Raw genomic sequence first — 20,975 nt, 5'->3', positions numbered from 1 at the left:
GATTACCTGCGTAGGTCAGGCTATCCAGCACCAGAATGTGGTCATTGGTATCATTAATGATATGCCGGGCAACCGCCGACCCAATGAAGCCTGCACCACCGGTAACGATAATTTTCATAAAATCCTCTAAAACAACGCCTAGCTTCGTGGGAAAATTCCCATCTCAATCATGTTGAACCGACATAAGAATTTGCCGCTAATCACAAAACCGCACCTTCCGTGAAAACAGCGGCAACGCACTCGGCAAATCTGCCGGTGCGCAGTAACGTTTTCTTATCCAATTCCCTTCCTTCACAAACGGGTTCCTGCCACATTGGCGATCAGCGGTACCCTTGCGGATTCTTTTGCTGCCAGTTCCAGGTGTCGCGCATCATGGCATCAATGCCGCGCTGAACTTCCCATCCCAACTCTTGTTTCGCCAGGCGCGCATCAGCCCAGAAGGCAGGAAGATCACCGTCGCGGCGCGGTAAAATTTGATAAGGAACGGTGACGCCGGAGGCTTTTTCAAAGGCTTGCACCATTTCTAATACGGAATACCCGACGCCGGCCCCCAGGTTGTACGCTTTGAACCCTTCAATCTTAGCCAGATGCCCCATCGCCATAAGGTGGCCTTCTGCCAAATCCATCACATGGATATAATCGCGTACGCCGGTCCCGTCTTTTGTCGGATAGTCTCCGCCGAACACGCCCAACTTCTCCAATTTACCGATCGCCACCTGAGAGATATAAGGCAAAAGATTGTTCGGAATACCGTTCGGATCTTCACCAATCATGCCGGACTCATGTGCGCCAACCGGATTGAAATAGCGTAAGGCAATAATGGAAAATTGCGGTTCCGCCTTGGCGAAATCCTGCAAAATTTGCTCAACCATCAGCTTGGAGGTGCCGTATGGACTCGTCGTGCCGCCAATAGGCGTCGTTTCAACATAAGGAACCGGTGAGTGGGCGCCATAAACCGTCGCCGAGGAGCTGAAGATAAATTGGTGTACGCCGGCTCGGCGCATTTCTTCCAACAGAACCAGCGTGCCCGCGACATTATTCTGATAATACTCAAGCGGCTTGCGCGTAGACTCACCCACGGCCTTCAAACCCGCAAAATGGATGACGGCGCTAATCTGCTGCTCGCCAAATATACGCTCAAGACATTCCCGATCCCGAATATCCCCGCGGTAGAATACTGCAGCCTTGCCGGTCAGCTGCTCAACGCGATGCAATGACTCTTCGGAAGCGTTACAAAGGTTGTCTAACACGACCACGTCTTCCCCGCGTTCCAGCAGACTCAGCACCGTGTGTGAGCCGATATACCCCGCACCGCCCGTAACCAAAATCGCCATAACCACTCCTCTCATGCTTCGCGTTATACATTAGTCATGCCCGCGGCGCGCCGCATTTGAACACTCGATATGAAGCAAACGCATCGGCTAAAAAACAACCTTTCAGCCAACAGGCCGATCTCAGGCGGGCAGTTCGGAGACATACGATAACGCATCTGAGGCAACAATACAGAAGTAAAGCCACATTTCAGAATTATTCTTAAGGCCGCGGCGAGCGGCGGCCGACATGCCCCCGTCAAGGGCTCACACACGCTCTCTCCCCGTAATGACTTCTCAAAAAAAACAAATAGTTATAGAAAAACTTCTTCCCGCTCGATTGATACTGAAAGTAAATAAATTTGCCGTGATTTTGACAAGTATGTACGATAAAAAACCAACTGAAGTCCAATTGATATTCGTGCTGAGGTAGGTTTAATGGAACGTCGTTCTCTACTTAAAAATAGTATGCTGGGACTTCTTGCTTTGTTTATCCCCGCCCGAAAAAGCGCGGCAGAAAATACCGTTATCAGCAATGCAATCGGTCAAAAAGATAAAATATCGATTACCAATGTTCTGATTGAAAACATAAAGCAAAGATCACGGGAGGAGAGCTATCTCTTGGTTGGGAATATCGGCTCGGACCCTAAAACCACACGGAACAGGATCCCTGTTTTCATTCAGCGGCAAGACGGCACATTAACCCCCATTCCTCAACCTATTCAGCTCGGTAGCGACGGATTGCCGGTACTTAACGGAAAGCCGATCGAGATATTCGCAAACAAACAGTTCTCGCTGGCGACTTACGATAAGGCCCAGAATCAACAACGCTACTACGCATCCATCACCGGCGAAAAGTTCGCGCGCTTAACCTCCGAAGCAAAAGCTTACACCATTGGCGATACGACGTTAGACCAATTATTGGCCATTGACGTCCAAATGTTCGGCGCGCATCCGATCACAGAACCGGGCTATGAAAACTTCGACAGCGCTCCCGCTTTTAGAGCCGCCATTGCTCACGCGGCGGCGGCCGGTGGAGGGACAATACACTTTACGGGAAAGTACAAATGCTTATCGGCCGGCGGCGAGTACGTTTTGCCCTACGATGACGGCAGCATATCACCAAAATTTTCTCGTCTTGCACTCGATAGCGATATGCAAGCAGAGGAAAAAATCACCATGCCGGTATGCCTGGATATCCCCTCAAACGTGCAACTGCGGGCCGATAATACGAAAAATAGCCACATTGACTTTGGCTGGAACAGGGAGTCGGGCGATATATCGACAAAACAAATGATCGGTATTGTTTTCCGCGTTTACGGGTACCCGCAAAAAACACGGATGAATACTTATGTCAGCAACGTTTCGATTGACAATTTTAGAATATTGAATGCTTTTATTGGATGGATATCCGACGGTGTGATGTTTGCGGAGTCACGTATCGGCAATATATTTTATTACAACTGCGGGATTCCCGCGATCGCTCAAGGGGTAGACTCCTGTAGCTGGGGAACTCAGACAATTGCCGGCAACTATGCAGGTATTGTCGTTGGTGGCATGTGGCTGCAAAGAAATAACGTTCAACTCGGCGGTGAATGGGTCCCACCATATCGTAACAATGATATTTACGCCCTAGGCTGGTGCGACATGCTCACCATCGATAGAATCGCCGTCGGTAATAATTTATCTTGGTCAGATCGACACCGCGCCATCGATAAGTTTTTCGACGATTATTTTTTCAAGTCTAAAAACTCAGCCACGACATCGGAAGGTGGGCGGCTCTCCAACGTCGGTATGGATCTTAAGACCAAGTCATCCTATGCCGAAAATAAATACCGCGGCATCGCCGGCCGTGCATTTATTAACTTCAGCCGCTACAATCGTGGAAACAATAACTTAATCATCAACGACCTGAAAGTTTACTTCCTGCAAAGAACGCCTATTTTATCGAGCTATGGGCAAGGCTCGATATATTACGGAGAGGTTAAGAACTCTTTTATCGAAAGAGTCGGGTTTTCTGACCACGCCAAACCTAACACTGAAGATAACCGCTTTTACGAGTCGGGTGTCGACGAGTTGAATAAAGATATGAAAACGCTCCCTGCACTGGTTTGTGAAGGTAGCCTCTCAGCAATCCGTGCTTCAATAGCAAGTTCGGTTTTTGCACCAATCAGCACAGTATCATTGCCAATCAATAATGTGATTTCTACTCTGCTTTACACCCACAATATCAGTACGGCGCTATCCTTACCCAAAGTGTCAAACAACGCATTGCGCTACCTGAGTTTATGGGATGGAAAAACCGGTGCGGTTATCGAGCGTGTTTGGCCGGGGAGATTTGAGTCGCAACCTATCGCCTTCGACGCCGAAGACAAAAACCCTGACCATCAGTTTAAGCATCGGGTGAAGAAATTTACGCCGGAGCTATACAACGGCAGTTCCGGCGATAAGCTCTCTCTTGCACAGGCCAAAGGTTCCTGCGTCTTCATGGCGGGGATCACCAAAGTCTTTATAGAAATCACATTACCGCCCCAGACCGACGGGCTGCAAAACGCCTTGACCCTCGGCGCTTTACCTAAAAATACCGATTCTCACTATGAATTCGGTTCAACCATGCCGATTTTGCATGTGATAAATGCGGCGCTAAAAAACGAAAGCGCACAGATTATGACGGCGGCTCTCAACGCGGATCGCCTGACCCTGAGCTATACGCAAAACGCGCAAAGCGATAAGAAAGTGAATATCCATGATCTGATGGGGGGAAGCGTATTGTCCCTGTGCCTTGAATACAATACCAGCTGGCACATGCAGTAACCATGCTGGGGCTTCCGCTATCGGGCAACCCCAGCATCTGCATCAGAATTTCAACGCCCTTTGGCAAAATACTGCGCCACGCGTTGCACGTCTTTTTCATCCAACGTGCCAGAGTCGCTCAACAGGGTGATCCAGGATTTGATGTAGGTGTACTTGGCGGAAGCCAAATCGCGCTGGGCGCTATAAAGCTGCTGCTCGGCGTTGAGCACGTCGACGTTGACGCGCTGCCCCGCCAACACGCTCTTGCGCGTCGCTTCAACCTGCGTGGTGGCCGATTTCACCGCCAGCTCGTACGCCGCCAGCTTCGCCTTACTGCTGATACATAAATTGAACTGCTTGCGCAGATCGTTCAACGTAGTACCGACCTGCGCATCCATTTCATACATCGCCTGACCATAACGCGCCGCCGCCTGACGTGTGGAGGCGGAGACCCCGCCACCGGCGTAGATCGGCATGCTGAGCTGTACGCCGATGCTGTTGGTGCGATATTTCTGGTTTACGGTGTTGTCGCTGCTCGAATCATTTTCAGAATGCGATGCGTAGAGCTGAACCTGAGGCATATGACCGGCCCGGTTCCTCTCCACATCGTACTTAGCCGCCTCAACGCCGTGACGCGACGCCGCCAAGGTGGGATTGTTTGCTATCGCGATCTTCTGCCATTCTTCGAACTTCGACGGGATCAGCGGCGCAACCTGGAATTTTCCAGGCCGCAGCGTTTGCAACTCATCCAATTGGCTGAGCGGCATGCCGATAATCACCTCCAAATCCCGCTGTGCGGCGTCCATCGCATCTCGCGCTTCGATCACCTGGGCTTCCGCCAGGCTGTACCGGGCCTGCGTCTCCGAAACATCGGTGATGGTCCCTTCCCCGGCGCTCATCAAACGATCGTTCAGCGCCAGTTGCTCTTTGTAGGCGGCCTTTTGCGCTTCCGCCAGCGCAATCTGATCTTTGGAATACGCCACCTCGACATAGGCTGAAATCACCCGCACCGCAAGATCCAGATATTTGCCGCGATAGCGCTCGTCCGACATCAGCGTTTGCGCCACGCCGGCCTTATAACGCGCATATGCCTCGTAATCGAACAGCGGTTGCGTCAGCGTCACCGAACCGGAGTAACTGCGATACTGCTGCCGCTTGGTGACCTCCGAAACATTGCCGAAGAAATCACCTTGCGGATACTTCTGCGTTTGCCAGTTGCGCGGTGAGTTTTGGTAATTCAGCGATACCTTCGGCAGCAGCCCCGCCCTGCCGATATTCTCATTTTCATCCCCGGCTTCTTTTTCTTTAATCGCCGCCCGGAAGGTCGGGTCCTTTTCTAATGCCAGCGAATATGCGTCTAAAATCCCTATCGAATAAGCCGGCGCAGACATCGCAAACAAAAGGGTGCCGATAGCGAGGGCGGCAGCCTGTCGTTTTGATTGAATCAAAATTATTCCTCGGTTAATGAAGTATGAGCGCGATCCAGAATAGGTTTAAACAGATAGCTCAACAACGAGCGCGATCCCGTTTTCACGAACACTTCGACCGGCATCCCCGGCTTAATGTCCTCTCCACTGAGCATTTTCATGCCCTCTGGAGATACCGTGACCTGCATCTGGTAGTAGGGTTCGCCATTGGTTTTATCGACCAAGCGGTCGGCTGAAACCAACGTTACCGTTCCCGGAATTTTCGGGGTCTTGTTTTGGTTGAAAGCGGTAAACATCAAATCCACCGGCAGCCCATTGTATACCTTGTCGATCAGATCGACTTTCAGACGAGAATCCACCACCAGCATCGCCTGGCTGGGCACAACATCCATCAGGTGGTCACCCGCTCCCACGACGCCCCCCAGAGTGAAAATATTCAGCCCGACGACGGTGCCGTCCACCGGCGAGGTGATCGCCGTATTGCCAAGATCGAAATTAGCCATATCCAGCTTGTTTTTATACTCACTGGCGTCCATTTGAGTTTGTGCCAGCTGCGTGCGGACTTCGCGTTGATAGTCGGCAAAACGCTGATCTATTCGCTGCTGAGACTCTTGCAGCTGCTTTTGCAATTGGCCGATGCGGCCAACAGTTTCATCAATACCGCCATTAACCTCTGCGAATTGGCGTTGGATTTCCAAATAACGGTTACGCGGCAAGTAGCCGTCGGCGGCCAGCTGTTTCATGCTGTTCATCTGTTCGCGCAGGCTGGCTAGCTGGATGCGCCTGTTGCCGTTGGAGTCCTGCAGCCCCTTCAACTGGAAACGCATGCCGTCCATCGATTGCTTGTAACCGTCGATCTCGCTTTGCAGCCCCTGGCGACGTGAAGTGAAAAGCTGCGTTTGCAGTGCAATAATCTCCGCCACCCGCGGCTGATCTTTAATCTGTTCAAACACAGGAGAAAACGCGATTTTGCTCAAACCATCGCGCTCCGCGAGCAGCCGCCCTTCGGTCGCCAGCGTGGTGTAGTACTGATCGCGCAACGATTCGACCTGCGCCTGCGCCTGCACCTGGCTGAGTTGAACCAATACTTCCCCGGCTTTAACCTTGTCGCCTTCCTTTACCGAGATGTTCTTGATGATGCCGCTGGCCGGCGCCTGCACCGTTTTCCGATTGCCGGAAACGGTAACGGAACCCGGCGACGCCACCCCTTTATCCAGCGGCGCGAACGCCGCCCAGATGAAGAAACCGAACAGCCCGATCCCAACGACCAACCATCCCATGCGGGTAAAACGCCGCTCGTCCTGCGGGATTTGCTCTGTGTACGAGTCTTGCGGCTCGCCAATATGCGTAGACATACCAACTCCTTTGATTGCAAGCGGCGCGACCGCGCCGCCAGGCAAGTTCACGGCTTAATTAATTTGAGTTTTTGGAATATTGCCGTCATTCGGCTCATTACTGACCGCCCGCACGGCCTGCGGCCCGCTCTGAGGGCGCTGCGCATTCGCCAATGCCTGAAGCACTTGCTGCGTAGGGCCAAACGCATTGACGTTCCCATTGACCAGCAGCAGCAGCTTGTTGGTCATCGACAGCAAATTGGTGCGATGGGTGATCAAGACCACCGTTTTATTGCGCTGCTTAAGGAACATAATGGCCTGATTAAGCGCTCTTTCGCCGGCGTCATCCAAATTGGAGTTGGGCTCATCCAACACGATCAACGCAGGGTCGCCGTACAGCGCCCGCGCCAGGCCGATACGCTGTTTTTGCCCGCCGGACAAGCCCGCGCCGCCGTTGCCGATAATGGAGTCATAGCCATGCGGGAAACGCAGAATCAGCTCATGCACGCCCGCCAGCTTGGCGGCCTCAATGACTTTCTCCGAATCCACCTCGTTAAAGCGCGCAATGTTCTCGGCGATCGACCCGGCGAACAGCTCGATGTCCTGCGGCAAATAACCGATATAAGGCCCAAGCTCATCTTTGTTCCACTGGTAAATATCGGCGTTGTCGAGCCGAACAATGCCGTCGCTCACCGGCCAAATGCCGACCAGCAAGCGCGCCAACGTCGACTTGCCTGAAGCGCTGGGGCCGATGATCCCCAGCACGTCGCCGGGCTCGACGGCGAAGCTGACGTTATGCAGCACCGCATCGCCCCGAGATCCCGGCGGCGTGGCGGACACGCCCTCAACCGAAACCAGCCCCTGCGGCCGCGGCAGCGACATGCCGGTTCCGCGTTCCGGATGTGTATCCAGCAATTTGACCAGGCGCCCGTACGAAAGCTTGGCGGCGCTGTAACTTTTCCAAACGTTAATCACCTGCTCGATCGGCGCCAGGGTGCGCCCCATCAGGATCGATCCGGCGATCATCATCCCCGGCGTGATATGCCCGTCGATAGCCAGCCAGCCGCCGAGGCCCAGCACCAGCGACTGCAAAGACAACCGCACGAATTTGGTGATCGACGTCACCGTCGATGCGCGTTCGCTGGCTACCCGCTGGCTGTTCAAAAAACGCTGATGCAAACCGAACCACCGGCGTTTAAGGTTAGGCAGCATCCCTAAGGCTTCGATCACCTCAGCGTTGCGCAAATTGGTGCTCGCCAAATTCGCCGACATAATCGACAGTTTGCTCGCTTCTGCCAGGGGTTGTTTGGAAACCATTTCGTTAATCACGGCCAGGGCAATCAGCAGCAATGAGCCGACCAGCGCAAACAACCCAAGCCATGGGTTGAACAGGAAAATCACCAGCAGATAAATCGGGAACCAAGGCGCATCGAAGAAGGCGAATAACGCGCTGCCGGTCAGGAACTGGCGCACCATGGTCAGATCGCCCAACATTTGCCCTGCGTCGGAAGACCCGTTTTTGAGATTAGATTCGTATGCAGCCGTATAAATGCGGTTATTCAAACGCATGTCCAGTTGGCTACCAATGCGGATCACCACCATGCTGCGCACATATTCCAACAGCGCCATCATACCGAACAGGCCCAGCATGATGAGCGTTAACATCAGTAAGGTAATTTCATTGCGCGAAGGCAGAACCCGATCATATACCTGGAGCATATAAACGGAGGGAACAAGCATTAATAAGTTAATAAAGGCGGTAAAAATGCCAACGGTCCAGAAGACTTTGGTGCGCGTTCGGATAACATCCGCAATTTCATTGCGCGGGATAAATTGGTTCACTTTCTTTCCTTACTTCACCTGCACTGTCAGCCAAATCGCATTGATTCGCATCGGTTTTTCGTATGCGACATCACCCCAAACATGCTCGAGACTGCAGCTGCTTTTTTTAAGCATAGATACAAAAAGCACATAACGGCAAGGCCGCCGCCAAAAAAACGCCGCCTATAGAAAATTTAGGAAAAACACCAGGATAGCTCCTTGTTAAATGCCGAAATGATCACACTCAGCTCATCGCGCCTCACTCGGTCCGTGACGGAAAAACGGGGGCGATACGTGCCCCCGTTTTATTTCACTTAACAGCAAGATTGATTATCAAGCGACTTCAGCCACAGGCGCATGAGCGATACCGTTCAGCGTCACCGTCGATGCGTAATGCAGCGTATCGACCAGGTTCAGGTGATCGGTATTTTTCAGGTAGATCACGCTATCGTTGGCATCCAATTTATGGTCATCATTGTTATCGATAATGATGTATGAATCGGTGCCGCCCGAACGTTCAACCCCAACTACGCCCACTTTGCTTCCCAGCGAGTCGTTGCCGCCGATGCCCAGCAAGGCCCCCAGAGCCCCAATCGCACCGGTAAGGATCCCGCCCAGCAGTGCGCTGACCGCGTTCGCCAGCACGCTTTCGGTACGGACGCCATAGTCGGCGATATTGTTGATGCCGGCGGTAGCGGAAATGGTCAACCCGGAGAGGCCATCGACAATGCTGTCCTGCGCACTGTTGAAGTCATTGATCGTCACGCCCGCCGCCGTGGTGCTGCTGACCAGGTGATAATCGTTGGCGCCCGTGCCGCCGGTGATGGTGGTGTTGCCCAGCACCGTGAAACTGTCGGCGGCGCTAGAACCGGTCAGCGCGAAGTTCGTGCCGCCCAGTCCCAGCAGGTTGGCCAGGGTGCTGCCCAGCGGCAGCAGCGCCAGCAGGTTATACAACACGCCCTGCCCGGTGCCGCCCTGGTTGAGCACCACATCAATGCCACCGGTATTGGCGGAAGCATCCAGCGTCAACAGGTTGTTGTAGCCCGACGCCACGGTCAGATCCAGATGATGATCGCCGGTAACGAAAATCGAACTGACCTGCGAGTTGGAACCAGCCAGATTCAAGATATTGCCGTGATCGCCGGTGCCGCCGGAGGCGATATTGATCGTGGACAGCGCAGTAGGGAACAGAACAGAGCTGCTGCTGTTCAGGCTCAATGAACCGGCATTAATATCGGTGGTGCCCGACGCGGTGAAGTTCACATTGAAGTGATCGGTGGCGTTTTGCCGGAAGGTGATGTCCACGCTGCTGGCTGCGGTGGCGTTTCCTGTCACCTCAAGCTGAGCAGAGTCGCCGCCGGCGGCGTTAATCACCTTGACTGCGCTGGCCAAACCGGACAACACAAAGCCTTGCGAACCGATATTGGAGGTTCCCGCCTGAACCAGAGTGCCGGCATTGACGCTGCTTTCCGTGGTCGCGTTGCCGGTCAGGATACCGAAGTCGAAAGTATGATCCGCAGTCGCGACGGCATTACCGCGGTCGGTCGCGGTTGCTTTGCCGATATAACCGCCCAGATCAATTTTCTCGAAGCTGGTGAAATTACTGGCATTGGTCGTGAAGGTTGTGGTACGGCCCAGGCCGCCGATGCCGGATGCCACCGTAGTCACGTTTTTGGTGATGAAGTTGGCGGAGATGGTGTCGATGCCGTTGCCGCCGTTAGCCTGCACGCCGGAGTTGACAATGTTCGCGGCACCTGCCGCGGCATTGCCCACCCAGGTCAGGCTGTCATTGCCGTCGCCCAGGTTGAACTTCGCCGCGCCGGTCGCCAGATTGGCAGTCGAAGTGACCGCCGCCTTGTCGTTGCCGGAGCTGCCGTTCAGCACCACGTTGCCGTTATTGACGGTGATGCCGACCCCAGGGTTAACGCCATCGGTCGACAGCGACACGATGGAAGCGGCGGTGCCGTTGATCGTCAGGTTGGCCAGATGATCGGCAAACGCCAGATTCACCGTCGCCGCCGCGTTGGCGTTCAGTTGAATATTGGTCAGAACCGCCGTTTCGGCGTTGCTCAACACATGGCTGCTGTTGGTGTTGACGGTACCGGTGGCGTTGCCGCCCGCAGCAGTAGTGGTCAGAGTCGCCGCCGTTTTGTAAACCAGGCTGGTGCCGATGTCGTATTCAAACGCGTGCTGCTGAGCAACCGTGGTGTTGTCCGTCGCCGTCGAGTTGCGAAGATCGTTGATAATAGCGGTGGTAATCGCGGCCTTGTCGGTCAACCCGCTATAGAGCGCCAGTTGCGCCGGTGTCGCGGCAACGCCGTGAACGCCGGTATACACATGCTGGATGAAGTCAGTGCCGGTCAGTTGAGCGCCTTTTTTCTGGAACTCGACGGAGGTCAACAATTTGGTGGTCAGCGAACTGAAGGTATTACCGTGCTTGCCAAGATAGTTGCTCCAGTCGTCCAGACCCTGCGCATCGACATCGCGCTGTGGCACGGCGAGGAAGATCGATGCAACTTGTTCACGCGCGGCCAGCCCCGCCAATTGTCCTGCGTTGTCCGGTGCCGTCTCGTTCAAGAAGAACTGCTGCGCCGCCGTATCGCCGGCGCCAACCGTGCCGCGCAGCCCGGTGATGATATTGACCAACACATCGCCTTTGGTGCCGCCGCCGCTGAGGATCGCGTTCAGAGCGGAGAGTTCGGTGCTGTTTGGTGCGCGCTCATACGCTTCGGTGAACACTTTGTTGATGAAATCGGCGTTGGACAGCGAGTTCAGCGCCGCGCGATCGGTGACAAACTTATTGGCAACCTGCGCAAAAGTCTGTGCCGAGGTGTTGATTTGTGTCCCCAGAGTAATGACCGTGCTGGTAACCGGATCGATCCCCGCCAGGTAATACAGCGCCAAGGCGTCCGATACGCCAGGGCCGGAACCGGCGGCGCTGGTGCCCGGATACAACACGTTATTCAGCTGTGCGTCGAAGTTGTTTTGAGACGTCAACGTGCCCGAATCGAACCCGTTGTAGTTTAACAAGGACGTCACGGCATCGGAGATGGCGTTGGTCAACGAGCTGCCGCTCAGAATAGCCTGAAGTTCCGCGGTGCTCGGCGAGCTGCCATAGACTGACGTGTAAATGGTCTGCAGGATCTCCACGTCGGTTTTAGACGCGTACAGCGCCTGACCGGCGCTGGAGTTTAACAGACTTGTAATGTACGCCTGGGCGGTAGTCTGCCCCTTCTCTATTTGGTTGCCAACACTATCAAATACACTTGGCGAGGCATTTTGCCCAAGCACTGCTAAAAGAAGCGCCGCCGCCTCTTTTTGATACACGAGAGAAGCCATAATCGTATCCTTAAACAAAATGGTTTTAGCTAGGCAAAATCAAATCTGATTTTAAAACCTGGCGTTAGCGATAAAAACGTTACCGCACAATCGAATACCTCGCGAAAAAACCCCCTTTCTTCGCATATAAAGAAAAGTTCAAAAAACGCAAGCTGTCAAGGAAGTGGGATTTTTATTATCAACAGAAAAAGACAGGATTAAAACCCATTAATATCAAATAGTTAGCGCAATTGAAAAAATAATTAATGTTAATATTAGATAGCAAATAGTTCGTGATAATATTAATGCATCTACTTAATGAAAAATGTACGGCAAGAAAATCTAACGAGCAAGAAAATACAATAAAAGCAATAAGTTAAGAAATAAAATAAAAAAAACACTGAGTTATCAACGCGTAACAAGCCTCAAAGCTTTGATTGCTTTAGTCATACAAAGAATAGCCAACAAAATAAAACCATTTAATTATCATTGAGTTGAATTTTCAGGCGAAGAAGGAACAACAGATGATGCGTTCCTATTTGTGAGGAACGCAATAAATATGAAGAAATAAATATAAGAGAGGCGAAAGGATCGGAGGTCGAGGTGGAATGCCGAAAAACGACAGGTCAGACAAGCAGAGGAGAGTGTGATGGCGCAGCGTTTCATACTGCGCGTTAAGAGATGATAGGGTCAGCTTACTTTTTCCCAGTGGTGATGTATTGCTTGCACCTTGGATGATAGCCTTTGAAAAAAGTAGAGATAATATGAAAAACCAAATAAAAATCAAGGCTAAGCACCGCACGAACGAGTGACTTTACAAGGCCTTTAATATAGGACTTATCGGGATAGTGCCGCGCAGACAGTATAATGTCATACAGGCGCTCCCTTTTCGTATGCTCGCTCAGCGTCCCTTTCTGCAAACGGGACAAAGAGTGGTTTATAGAAGAAAAACTTGTAAAGGTAAAAGGAACGCCTTTAGCTAAAAGCTTTCGCATATTTCTGAACAAGCTATAGTCCACGCCATACAACGCATAGTGATTATCAAAAATAGGCATGTGGGCAGTTCGGAATTTATCAATAAATTGGCGAGTCAAGATCAAGCCTGAACCGATAGAGGAAACGGTGCCAACATCAACAATTCTCATTTCCAGGACAGGAACGTCGTCTTCGACCGGATACTGAACAACCCCCGATTCCAGAGAGCCATCCGTTGCCACAATCTTAGGCACTTCAACGTCGTATGACACATCATCGTCAACAAGACGGGATATAAAACTTTCTGTCACTTCAGTGTCATCGTCGAGAAACACATATTTTTGCGCATTCGGATGCGCATCAATAAAGCCGTTATATGCAATGCTAAGCGGCATATTCTCGGTTTTGTTCATCAACTCGAAAGTGTGAAAACCCACTTCGAGCTGGTGATAAAAATCGCCACTATCACTCAGAACCGCTGGCCCATTATTTATTACGACCAAATCAAATAAAGAGCAATCAAACTTTAATAACGAAGATAACGTCGTTGAACTAGCCAGCTCCTTACCATAAAGAATCACTAAAATGCGAGCTTTTTCCATCGCAACACTCATTATTACCTCTCAAGATAGCGCCTGGTGTCATTATCTTCAATAAAAAATAAATTAATCTTCAGACCACTATAGTACAATTAAGCACCGAACAATCGACGGGAGGAAAACCATTCCCTAACCTGTGAATAAAGAATGGAACTTATCCTCTTAAACTTATGCCTTATCAGAGTGAAGTACATCTTTTCCGAAGACTTTACTCAATTGAACTCGCCAGTCAAAGACTTTTTCAGCATATTCACGCAGTGTCCGGCTTTCAAATTTCGATTCATAAAACCAAGTGACAATGTCTGACATATCAATGGGAAGATCGTCAGCGGAGCACTGATAATAATAACCAGTGCCCAAAAAGGAGTCATCCAAATGGCTCTTAATAAATGGAATGCCGCGTGCACAATACTCTTTCGACTTAAGGGAGCAGTTGTAATCATTGCCACTCCGGTGGCGCCCCAATGAATCTACAGCGATATCCATGGAGTCAAAGAGAGCATCCAGCTTTTCACCGTGCATCGAGCCGTGAAATATAACCGAGTCCTTCACACCCAACTTCTGAGCTAACTCCTTCAGCCTTTGAAGTTCGCCGCCGTCACCCGATAGCGAATTACCCACAATATGGAAGGAAACAGGAACAGCGCCATTCATTTTCTGGTACTCAGCAATGCCCGTAATAACACGGTCATAACCATGCCAATAGGCCAGCTGCGCTACGCCAATGAAATTGATGCCTTCATGTGCGATATGCTCTTTCACGCGCACCTTATTGAGAGGAACAGAGTTGAAAATCCTGATGGCCTTGACCCCCCATATATTGTCCCGCTGTGCCCCCATATAACTGATAACATCAATTTTCTTTCTAAAAATCAAAGAGAAGAAAAGCAAGTATAAATTATAGCAACGGGATTTAAAGGTTTTGCTTTCTTGAATAAATGGGAAAGTGGGTATCTCAACGATAAGATTGCTGGCAAATGTCTTTTTCAACGAAAAAACCAGCGGATAGGAGAATATTTTCAATGAAGGATATGGCAGCCTTACATAAGCATAATCATAATAATCCGCTTTCTTTCTAATGTATTTTATCACCGAAGAATAGAACAACATCCCCTTGTCTTTCTTCAGTGGAAAGCTGTCTCTCTGATTAGAATCAATATTCCAAACCGTCATCCCGGTCTCTGTCATATAAATAACGTCGACATCAAACCCTAGCGAATGCATTGCGTAACATTGGGCCATGATCTTCTTGGCAACGCCGGTCGCCATTTCACCAAGATCGATCAATGAAATATAAACTATTCTTTTACCGTTCATAGTTACGCTCACAACGCGCTCCCGCCAAAAATAGCCTCAAATCTCTTATTATAGTTATCAGCATAGAAAAACTCCATATTCTTACTGACGACCTGGGGATCAAAACCATATTCTTTATTAACAACTTTCTGCATGATTGATGAAAGAGTAGCAACATCTCCAACCGGGAAGATAAATCCATTTTCGCCATCATCGATAAAATCCCTGGGGCCAGTTTTACAATCTGAACTAATGCAAAACACCCCTCGAGACATTGCTTCACCAAGTACGGTTGGCAGCCCCTCGAATGCGGAAGATAACAATAATGCGTCAGGTTCTTTCACTACACTCCACGGATTATCATGCCAACCTTGGTGAATTTTAACCGTTTCCGTGAGGTTATGCTTCTCCACATAATCCCGTATAATTTGGCCGTCAGCACCGTCGCCTATCAAATGAACCTTGAAATTCCCTTTAACATGCAGACTGGCATCAATAATATCCTTAATTCTTTTCTGCCCTTCAAAGATAAGCCGGCCAACGTATACAAAATCGACATCATCTTCAATATGCTTTTCTTTCTTTATTATTTCTTGGCGCTCGAACGGATTAGGGAAATAAATAATCCTATCTTCTGCAACACCAATCTCACCAAGCTGGCTGCATATCTCTCTGCTAATGCCAAGACAATAGTCAGCATTTTTGCACAGTGTGAAATCACCGAAGTTAGATGTGAGCGAAAAGTGCGGCCACGCATAAATGCGGAATTTTAATTTAAAGATCTTCCGCAACTTGCTCAAGTAAAGCGCCTGTGCTGGCCCAGTGCAAATAACATAGTCGAAATGATTTCTAATCAAAAAATATGCCATGTATGTAACATGAAGAGAAAAATTAACTAACCGACTACCGACACTGAACGGAAATCGATGCGCTTTCATCGTGGATAGCCAATCTTCTTTCCCGCGATGGAATCCTATTTTCTTGTTATTCTCTCCAATATTCTTATCTCCTCCTGAGAGGGAGACAACGGTGAGCTCCATATCCTCCCTCTCTTCGACCAGGCTATTCACACGTTGAATAATCCGCTCGACACCACCATTCCCGGACATATAAGAGGTAACAATTAATAATTTTTTACGTTCCATTCCAACCCTCAATTCATATATTCATATGGCTTAAAAAAACTTAGGGCCATAAACTGGCGGTAACAGTAAGCCATATTTAGTAACTCATGATTTTGAGTCATAAAAGCTAGTAAGCGCCATCGCGTTTTAAAACAACGCCGATCGTTTTAAACAGAATCGCTATATCGTTCCACAATGCCCAATTCTTCACATACCAGGCATCGAAATATACTCGTGTATCATAATCAATATCATTACGACCACTCACCTGCCATAATCCCGTCATGCCGGGTTTAGCCATAAGGTAATAGTCGACATCGCCGGCATAACGCTCCAGCTCAGCCTCTATCACGGGTCTTGGGCCAACCAGGCTCATTTCACCTTTCAGCACATTCCATAATTGTGGCAGCTCATCCAGGCTGGTTTTGCGAATGAAATGACCAATTTTAGTGATGCGCGGATCGTTTTTCAGTTTAAAGTCTTTGTCCCATTCCTTTCTGGCTTCCGGATCGGTACTCAGCAAATTCTCAAGCACTTCCTGAGAATTCATGACCATCGAACGGAATTTCAGGCACTTGAATTTTTTGCCATTATGCCCTATGCGCTCATGCCCATAAATAGACTTACCGCCATCTCGCGAGACCTTATAAGCCAAAAATGCCAGCACGGGGGAAAGAAGAACAATAATCGATGCCGAGCCAATAATGTCGAACAGACGTTTAACGATGCGCGAGGAGCGCTTAGCCAAATTATTGCTGACCCGTAATATCATCACTTCATGGCTAAAAATAAACGACATATCGGTGCCGTACAATGGCACACCGCGCAACGTCGGAATGACGGATACTGAACGGCAGTTATGCTTGGCGAGATTTTTCAACCACCAATCACGCAGTGCATGTTCTTCAAACTCCAGCGCCACAATAAACTGGGTACTTTCAACGTTAGCGATTCTCCAAAGCTGTTCTTCAGAATCGATAACCGGAACGCCAGCAACCACCTCGTCACAAGGGCCCGTGCTGCAAACAAACGCAGAGACGCGGAACCCCAGCACTTCCTCACTCTGTAACGCCGCGTAGGCCTCAATCGCATTGCGGCCAGAACCAATGATGATAGTGTGTTTTTTCCACAGCCCTAATTTATTCAGCATCCGTTTAGTAATAATGCGTCCAAGCGGAACCAGCACCAAAACAAGGACCCACGTCATCATCCATACAAGCCGCGAAAAATTCCATTTTGAAAAAGCCACCAAGGATAAATCGAGAACGGCAAATATTAATAGCGTTCTGACCACCTCTTTCAACTCAAACCAGAATGGCTTTCTATATGTGTAATGCCGGAGACGGGTCCAAAACCAAACGACACAGATGAGTGATAGTATGAAGTGTGAAAGAATTCTTACATGATAACCGTCTGAAAGAAGGAATATACCTGGATCGTCGATAAGTTTGTAGACAAAGAAGTACGCCAAATAAATTGAAACATTGAAGAAAACTAGATCTGAAACCAACAGTGAAAATTTAGAAAAAAAACTTTTAAATATCCCGCTATTGTTAGACATTGGATCTTACCATCCGTAAAAAGATTCTTTATATGAAATATATTGAGCTCGTGCTTATATAAAAAGTACGCATCTGAACACTCAACACATATCCAGACAACGGGTAGAATATTACTACGATGTTAAAACACATAGTACTACACCGCCATCAGTGAAAAACGCAGAAATTTATAGAGTCAAATATCGTTAGTAGATGATTCTTTTATCATTATTGAACAAGCTCCATTTTTCATGCACATAAGCGCTTATTTCCCCCTGAAATCGCTCAACCGAAAAACGAGATGCATTATTACGGCAATCCTGGGCAACAAATTTATCGAAAACCTCTTCAAAGCGCGCGACCGCATCCACTACGGCAGAAACCGACTGTGACTCAAAGAAAATGCCCGTCGGGTTATCCACACCATACGGCCGCACGGTTTCCAAGACACCTCCCCGTCCGTATGCAATAACTGGAGTGCCGCATGCCTGCGCCTCAACCGGGGTTATGCCGAAGTCTTCTTCGGCGGCGAATACAAAAGCCTTCGCACGCTTCATATAATCATCGAGCACGTCATTATCTTGGTAACCCAAAATCTCAATATTACTTTTCGCCTTATTCTTTATTTTCCCCATTTCAGAACCGTCGCCGATAACAACCAAGCGTTTATCCGGCATGGCCGAAAAGGCTTCAACGATAAGATCAATACGCTTGTAAGGCACCATCCTGGATGCCGTCAGGTAAAAGTCCTCCTTGAGCTCATGAACAGTGAATCTCTCCACATCTACAGGCGGATAGATAACATCCGCATCACGCCCATAAGCTTTTTTGATACGTCTAGCAATAAATTTGGAGTTCGCAATCATATGGTCAACACCATTTGCAGTTCGGTAATCCCAAAGGCGCATTTTGTGTAAAAACCACTTGGCAAACATTCCTTTAACGCCGCTATCTAGACCGGACGCTTTGAGATAGTGATGCTGCAGGTCCCAAATATAGCGCATTGGAGAATGAATATAGCTAATATGCAACTGATCGGGTCCGGTGAGAACGCCCTTAGATACCGCATGACTGCTTGAAATAACAATATCATGCTCTTTTAAATCAAGTTGCTCGACGGCATATGGCATCAATGGGAGATACAGCTGATAGTATTTTTTCGCCAATGGCAGCTGCTGTATGAAAGTGGTCTTAGCCTTTTTCCCTGAAAAATCGCGCCTATCCGTTTCGGACAAAAAGTCGATGACGGCGTATAAGTCGGCACATGGATAAAGATTTAAAATTTCCTTGAGAACACTTTCGGCACCGCCTTTAGTTACTAGCCAATCAGAAACAACCCCTATACTTAATTCACTGCAAAACATCATTATCCCCAAGCATGCTCTTCCCACATGCAGACTTTACCAGCATCAAAGGCAATCTCATCAAGAAAGCGCGTTTATTATGCTGTTTAAGCATGATGCAGAGCTCTCCCAAGAAAAACGCGCAGCATTTTTATAACCAGCCTCCACAAACCGATGACGTCCCGATTGATTTTCAATGGAGGATTTTAGCGCATTAACCAAAGAATTTCTGTCATACGGATCAAAATAAATGACGCTGTCTTGCAGAACCTCAGGCATCGCCGCCGCTGATGAGGCAATCACAGGGCACCCCGATGCCTGCGCTTCGAGCGGCGGTATGCCAAAACCTTCGTAAAAGGAAGGAAAGACAAACGCAAATGCGCGACGATATAGTTCAGATAAGGTGTCATCATCGACCCGCCCTAAAAACTCAACGTGATTGATCGACGTGGATGATGCAAGAATGCTTTCCACACCTTGATAGTTTTTGTGTTGGGCCCCGACTATTTTGAGCTTGAAGCCCAAACACTCAGGTAAACAAGCGAAGGCCGCGATCAATCCTTCGAAATTCTTGTGGTATTGCTGCGAAGCAACGGCCAAGAAATATTTTTCTGGTGCATGATTCTCTTTAGCCTGCATCTGCGGGTGAAAAAGGTCACTGGCCGCATTGTAAACGACATAGCAATGCTCTTTCGGTAAGTTAAAGAAATGTTCTAGCTCACTTTTGGCAAACTGACTAACCGTTAATACAGCCCTACTGCTGGCAATCAATCTCGGTATAATAAAGTTATACGCCCCCCTGAATTTGAAGCTATAACTTTGGGGGAAACGTTTATAAGCGACATCATGCAGCGTAATTACTTTGTTCTTATAAAATAGCGGGGCAGTATTACAAAAGTTAACCAACAGAGGGTTATCGATATCTCGCAAGTATGAAGGGAGATCATATTGCTCCCAAAAATGCCCGCTATTTTTTCCTATTACTTTGACATTAAGGTGCTTTGTAACTTCATTATGTTTAATTTTCGCTGGGGCCAAAAAAACAACATCATCCCTCTGCTCACATAATTTTTGGCTAAGTTCGATAGCAAAACGCTGAACGCCAGTCACCTCTTGGGAAAAAAATCTCGCGTTTACATATAGCATATGATTATTCCTGAGCACTCATGCATATCACAAACGGCAAGCAGAATTTAGCGCCATTCTCGCCACAATGTCCCCATGAAATGATCTAGCGACTTCCCATAACCTGTGCCAAATCCCGCTACTGGCGTGAAAGTTATCTCACCAAAATAAAGTTTTCCATGATAAATATACCAGTCAATTCGAACATAATTGAAATCCTGGGCAAGCTTTTTACTTAATGAAAGAGCCAATTCAAGATTTCTTAAATCGAGCGCCACACATGTATTTTGAGATTCAGACTGTTCGAACGTTTTCTCGAAATTATTGACGTAAAAATGTCTAGTCAGTGAGCCAGAAAATCTGTCATTAATAATCTGCAAGACAAAATCGAAATCACCATCATCTTTTTTGAAAAGATGAAACTTGTAGTCTGTTAATGCAACAATACCATCACCCAGCAACTTTTCAACAAGTATTAAGGGAGAGATATACCGATAATGTATTTCACGCTGAACATGGGAGAAATCAGTTTGCATCCAACGACGGCTAACAGCTAAGATATCGTTCAGTTCGGCTGCAGAAACCGGAGGATGAATAATTTTATACATCCCGGCGCCATGGTTGGGTTTAACAATGACACTGTTCGTTGTCCAATTGAATTTTTTTAGCTCTTCGGGATCTTCGGTTACAAACAATAACGGAATTAAGTATTGCCTGCCAATATTCTCTTCTATATAACGTCGAACTCGATATTTATCGGCCAACTCGATAAACAAAGGCACATTCATCTTGAAATTCTTTCGATAAAGTACCTTTTCATTGAAGGTCTTGGGATTTTTTATATTTGGAAAGCGGCCAAATTTAAGCGTATAAACACAAAAATCCTGGACATACCAAGGCAGTGTTTTCGATATTTTCTTTATACAATCCCGAATGGACATTTAAATAGCTCACCAAAATTAATTTATT

At 48.6% G+C, this 20,975-nt stretch carries 14 protein-coding genes; 1 reads left to right on the top strand and 13 read right to left on the bottom strand.

Features of this window, described 5'->3' with window-relative positions:
- Positions 1-118, bottom strand: a 118-nt coding sequence (locus tag ACOWVD_RS19095) for an NAD-dependent epimerase/dehydratase family protein (RefSeq protein WP_421105742.1), incomplete at its 3' end; no start/stop codon positions are given.
- A gap of 202 nt (positions 119-320) precedes the next feature.
- Positions 321-1,334 carry a UDP-glucose 4-epimerase GalE gene (gene galE / locus ACOWVD_RS19090; RefSeq protein WP_049241326.1) on the bottom strand — a complete coding sequence of 338 codons (1,014 nt, stop codon included), beginning with the start codon at positions 1,332-1,334 and terminating at the stop codon, positions 321-323.
- A 414-nt stretch (positions 1,335-1,748) separates the two neighbouring features.
- Between galE and ACOWVD_RS19085 the strand changes: the two genes are divergently transcribed.
- Positions 1,749-4,124, top strand: a complete 2,376-nt coding sequence (locus tag ACOWVD_RS19085; RefSeq protein ID WP_080356237.1) for a phage tailspike protein — start codon at positions 1,749-1,751, stop codon at positions 4,122-4,124.
- Positions 4,125-4,174: 50 nt separating this feature from the next.
- On the opposite strand, the gene ACOWVD_RS19080 is transcribed toward ACOWVD_RS19085, so the two are convergent.
- From ACOWVD_RS19080 to ACOWVD_RS19030, 11 genes are all read right to left on the bottom strand, one after another.
- Positions 4,175-5,551, bottom strand: coding sequence for a TolC family outer membrane protein (locus ACOWVD_RS19080; RefSeq protein WP_049241323.1), 1,377 nt, complete (start codon positions 5,549-5,551; stop codon positions 4,175-4,177).
- Between the two features lie 2 nt (positions 5,552-5,553).
- On the bottom strand, positions 5,554-6,885 hold the full coding sequence (locus ACOWVD_RS19075) for an HlyD family type I secretion periplasmic adaptor subunit (RefSeq protein WP_197763627.1): 1,332 nt from the start codon (positions 6,883-6,885) through the stop codon (positions 5,554-5,556).
- A gap of 54 nt (positions 6,886-6,939) precedes the next feature.
- Entirely contained in the window at positions 6,940-8,706 is a 1,767-nt protein-coding gene (locus tag ACOWVD_RS19070; RefSeq protein ID WP_049241318.1) for a type I secretion system permease/ATPase, read from the bottom strand.
- Between the two features lie 312 nt (positions 8,707-9,018).
- A complete protein-coding gene (locus ACOWVD_RS19065; protein ID WP_049241317.1) occupies positions 9,019-12,024 on the bottom strand; it encodes a beta strand repeat-containing protein in 3,006 nt (1,001 codons plus the stop codon).
- Positions 12,025-12,698: 674 nt separating this feature from the next.
- Entirely contained in the window at positions 12,699-13,580 is an 882-nt protein-coding gene (locus ACOWVD_RS19060; RefSeq protein WP_049241315.1) for a glycosyltransferase family 2 protein, read from the bottom strand.
- 165 nt (positions 13,581-13,745) lie between these two features.
- Positions 13,746-14,906, bottom strand: a complete 1,161-nt coding sequence (locus ACOWVD_RS19055) for a glycosyltransferase (RefSeq protein WP_421105739.1) — start codon at positions 14,904-14,906, stop codon at positions 13,746-13,748.
- Entirely contained in the window at positions 14,903-16,018 is a 1,116-nt protein-coding gene (locus ACOWVD_RS19050) for a glycosyltransferase (protein WP_049241312.1), read from the bottom strand. The genes ACOWVD_RS19055 and ACOWVD_RS19050 overlap by 4 nt, the downstream gene beginning before the upstream one ends.
- A 106-nt stretch (positions 16,019-16,124) precedes the next feature.
- Positions 16,125-17,558 carry an undecaprenyl-phosphate galactose phosphotransferase WbaP gene (gene wbaP, locus ACOWVD_RS19045; RefSeq protein ID WP_049241310.1) on the bottom strand — a complete coding sequence of 478 codons (1,434 nt, stop codon included), beginning with the start codon at positions 17,556-17,558 and terminating at the stop codon, positions 16,125-16,127.
- A 186-nt stretch (positions 17,559-17,744) separates the two neighbouring features.
- On the bottom strand, positions 17,745-18,905 hold the full coding sequence (locus ACOWVD_RS19040) for a glycosyltransferase family 4 protein (RefSeq protein WP_273890461.1): 1,161 nt from the start codon (positions 18,903-18,905) through the stop codon (positions 17,745-17,747).
- 57 nt (positions 18,906-18,962) lie between these two features.
- A complete protein-coding gene (locus ACOWVD_RS19035) occupies positions 18,963-20,027 on the bottom strand; it encodes a glycosyltransferase family 4 protein (protein ID WP_049241309.1) in 1,065 nt (354 codons plus the stop codon).
- Between the two features lie 47 nt (positions 20,028-20,074).
- The gene (locus ACOWVD_RS19030) at positions 20,075-20,947 is read right to left on the bottom strand and encodes an ATP-grasp fold amidoligase family protein (protein WP_197798530.1); all 873 of its coding nucleotides are present in this window, start codon (positions 20,945-20,947) and stop codon (positions 20,075-20,077) included.
- Between the last annotated feature and the right edge of the window lie 28 nt (positions 20,948-20,975).

Source organism: Serratia sp. SA088 (assembly GCF_049065515.1).
GTDB classification, from domain to species: domain Bacteria; phylum Pseudomonadota; class Gammaproteobacteria; order Enterobacterales; family Enterobacteriaceae; genus Serratia; species Serratia nematodiphila.
Note: the sequence above shows the minus strand (reverse complement) of the source record. Positions and strands in the feature narration are given on the sequence as shown.

Excerpts from the sequence above, each read along its gene's own strand:
- ACOWVD_RS19060 (WP_049241315.1), bottom strand. The coding sequence starts at position 13,580 with ATGGAAAAAGCTCGCATTTTAGTGATTCTTTATGGTAAGGAGCTGGCT.
- ACOWVD_RS19035 (WP_049241309.1), bottom strand. The coding sequence starts at position 20,027 with ATGCTATATGTAAACGCGAGATTTTTTTCCCAAGAGGTGACTGGCGTT.
- ACOWVD_RS19075 (WP_197763627.1), bottom strand. The coding sequence starts at position 6,885 with ATGTCTACGCATATTGGCGAGCCGCAAGACTCGTACACAGAGCAAATC.
- ACOWVD_RS19030 (WP_197798530.1), bottom strand. The coding sequence starts at position 20,947 with ATGTCCATTCGGGATTGTATAAAGAAAATATCGAAAACACTGCCTTGG.
- ACOWVD_RS19040 (WP_273890461.1), bottom strand. The coding sequence starts at position 18,905 with ATGATGTTTTGCAGTGAATTAAGTATAGGGGTTGTTTCTGATTGGCTA.
- ACOWVD_RS19050 (WP_049241312.1), bottom strand. The coding sequence starts at position 16,018 with ATGGAACGTAAAAAATTATTAATTGTTACCTCTTATATGTCCGGGAAT.
- wbaP (WP_049241310.1), bottom strand. The coding sequence starts at position 17,558 with ATGTCTAACAATAGCGGGATATTTAAAAGTTTTTTTTCTAAATTTTCA.
- ACOWVD_RS19085 (WP_080356237.1), top strand. The coding sequence starts at position 1,749 with ATGGAACGTCGTTCTCTACTTAAAAATAGTATGCTGGGACTTCTTGCT.
- galE (WP_049241326.1), bottom strand. The coding sequence starts at position 1,334 with ATGGCGATTTTGGTTACGGGCGGTGCGGGGTATATCGGCTCACACACG.
- ACOWVD_RS19065 (WP_049241317.1), bottom strand. The coding sequence starts at position 12,024 with ATGGCTTCTCTCGTGTATCAAAAAGAGGCGGCGGCGCTTCTTTTAGCA.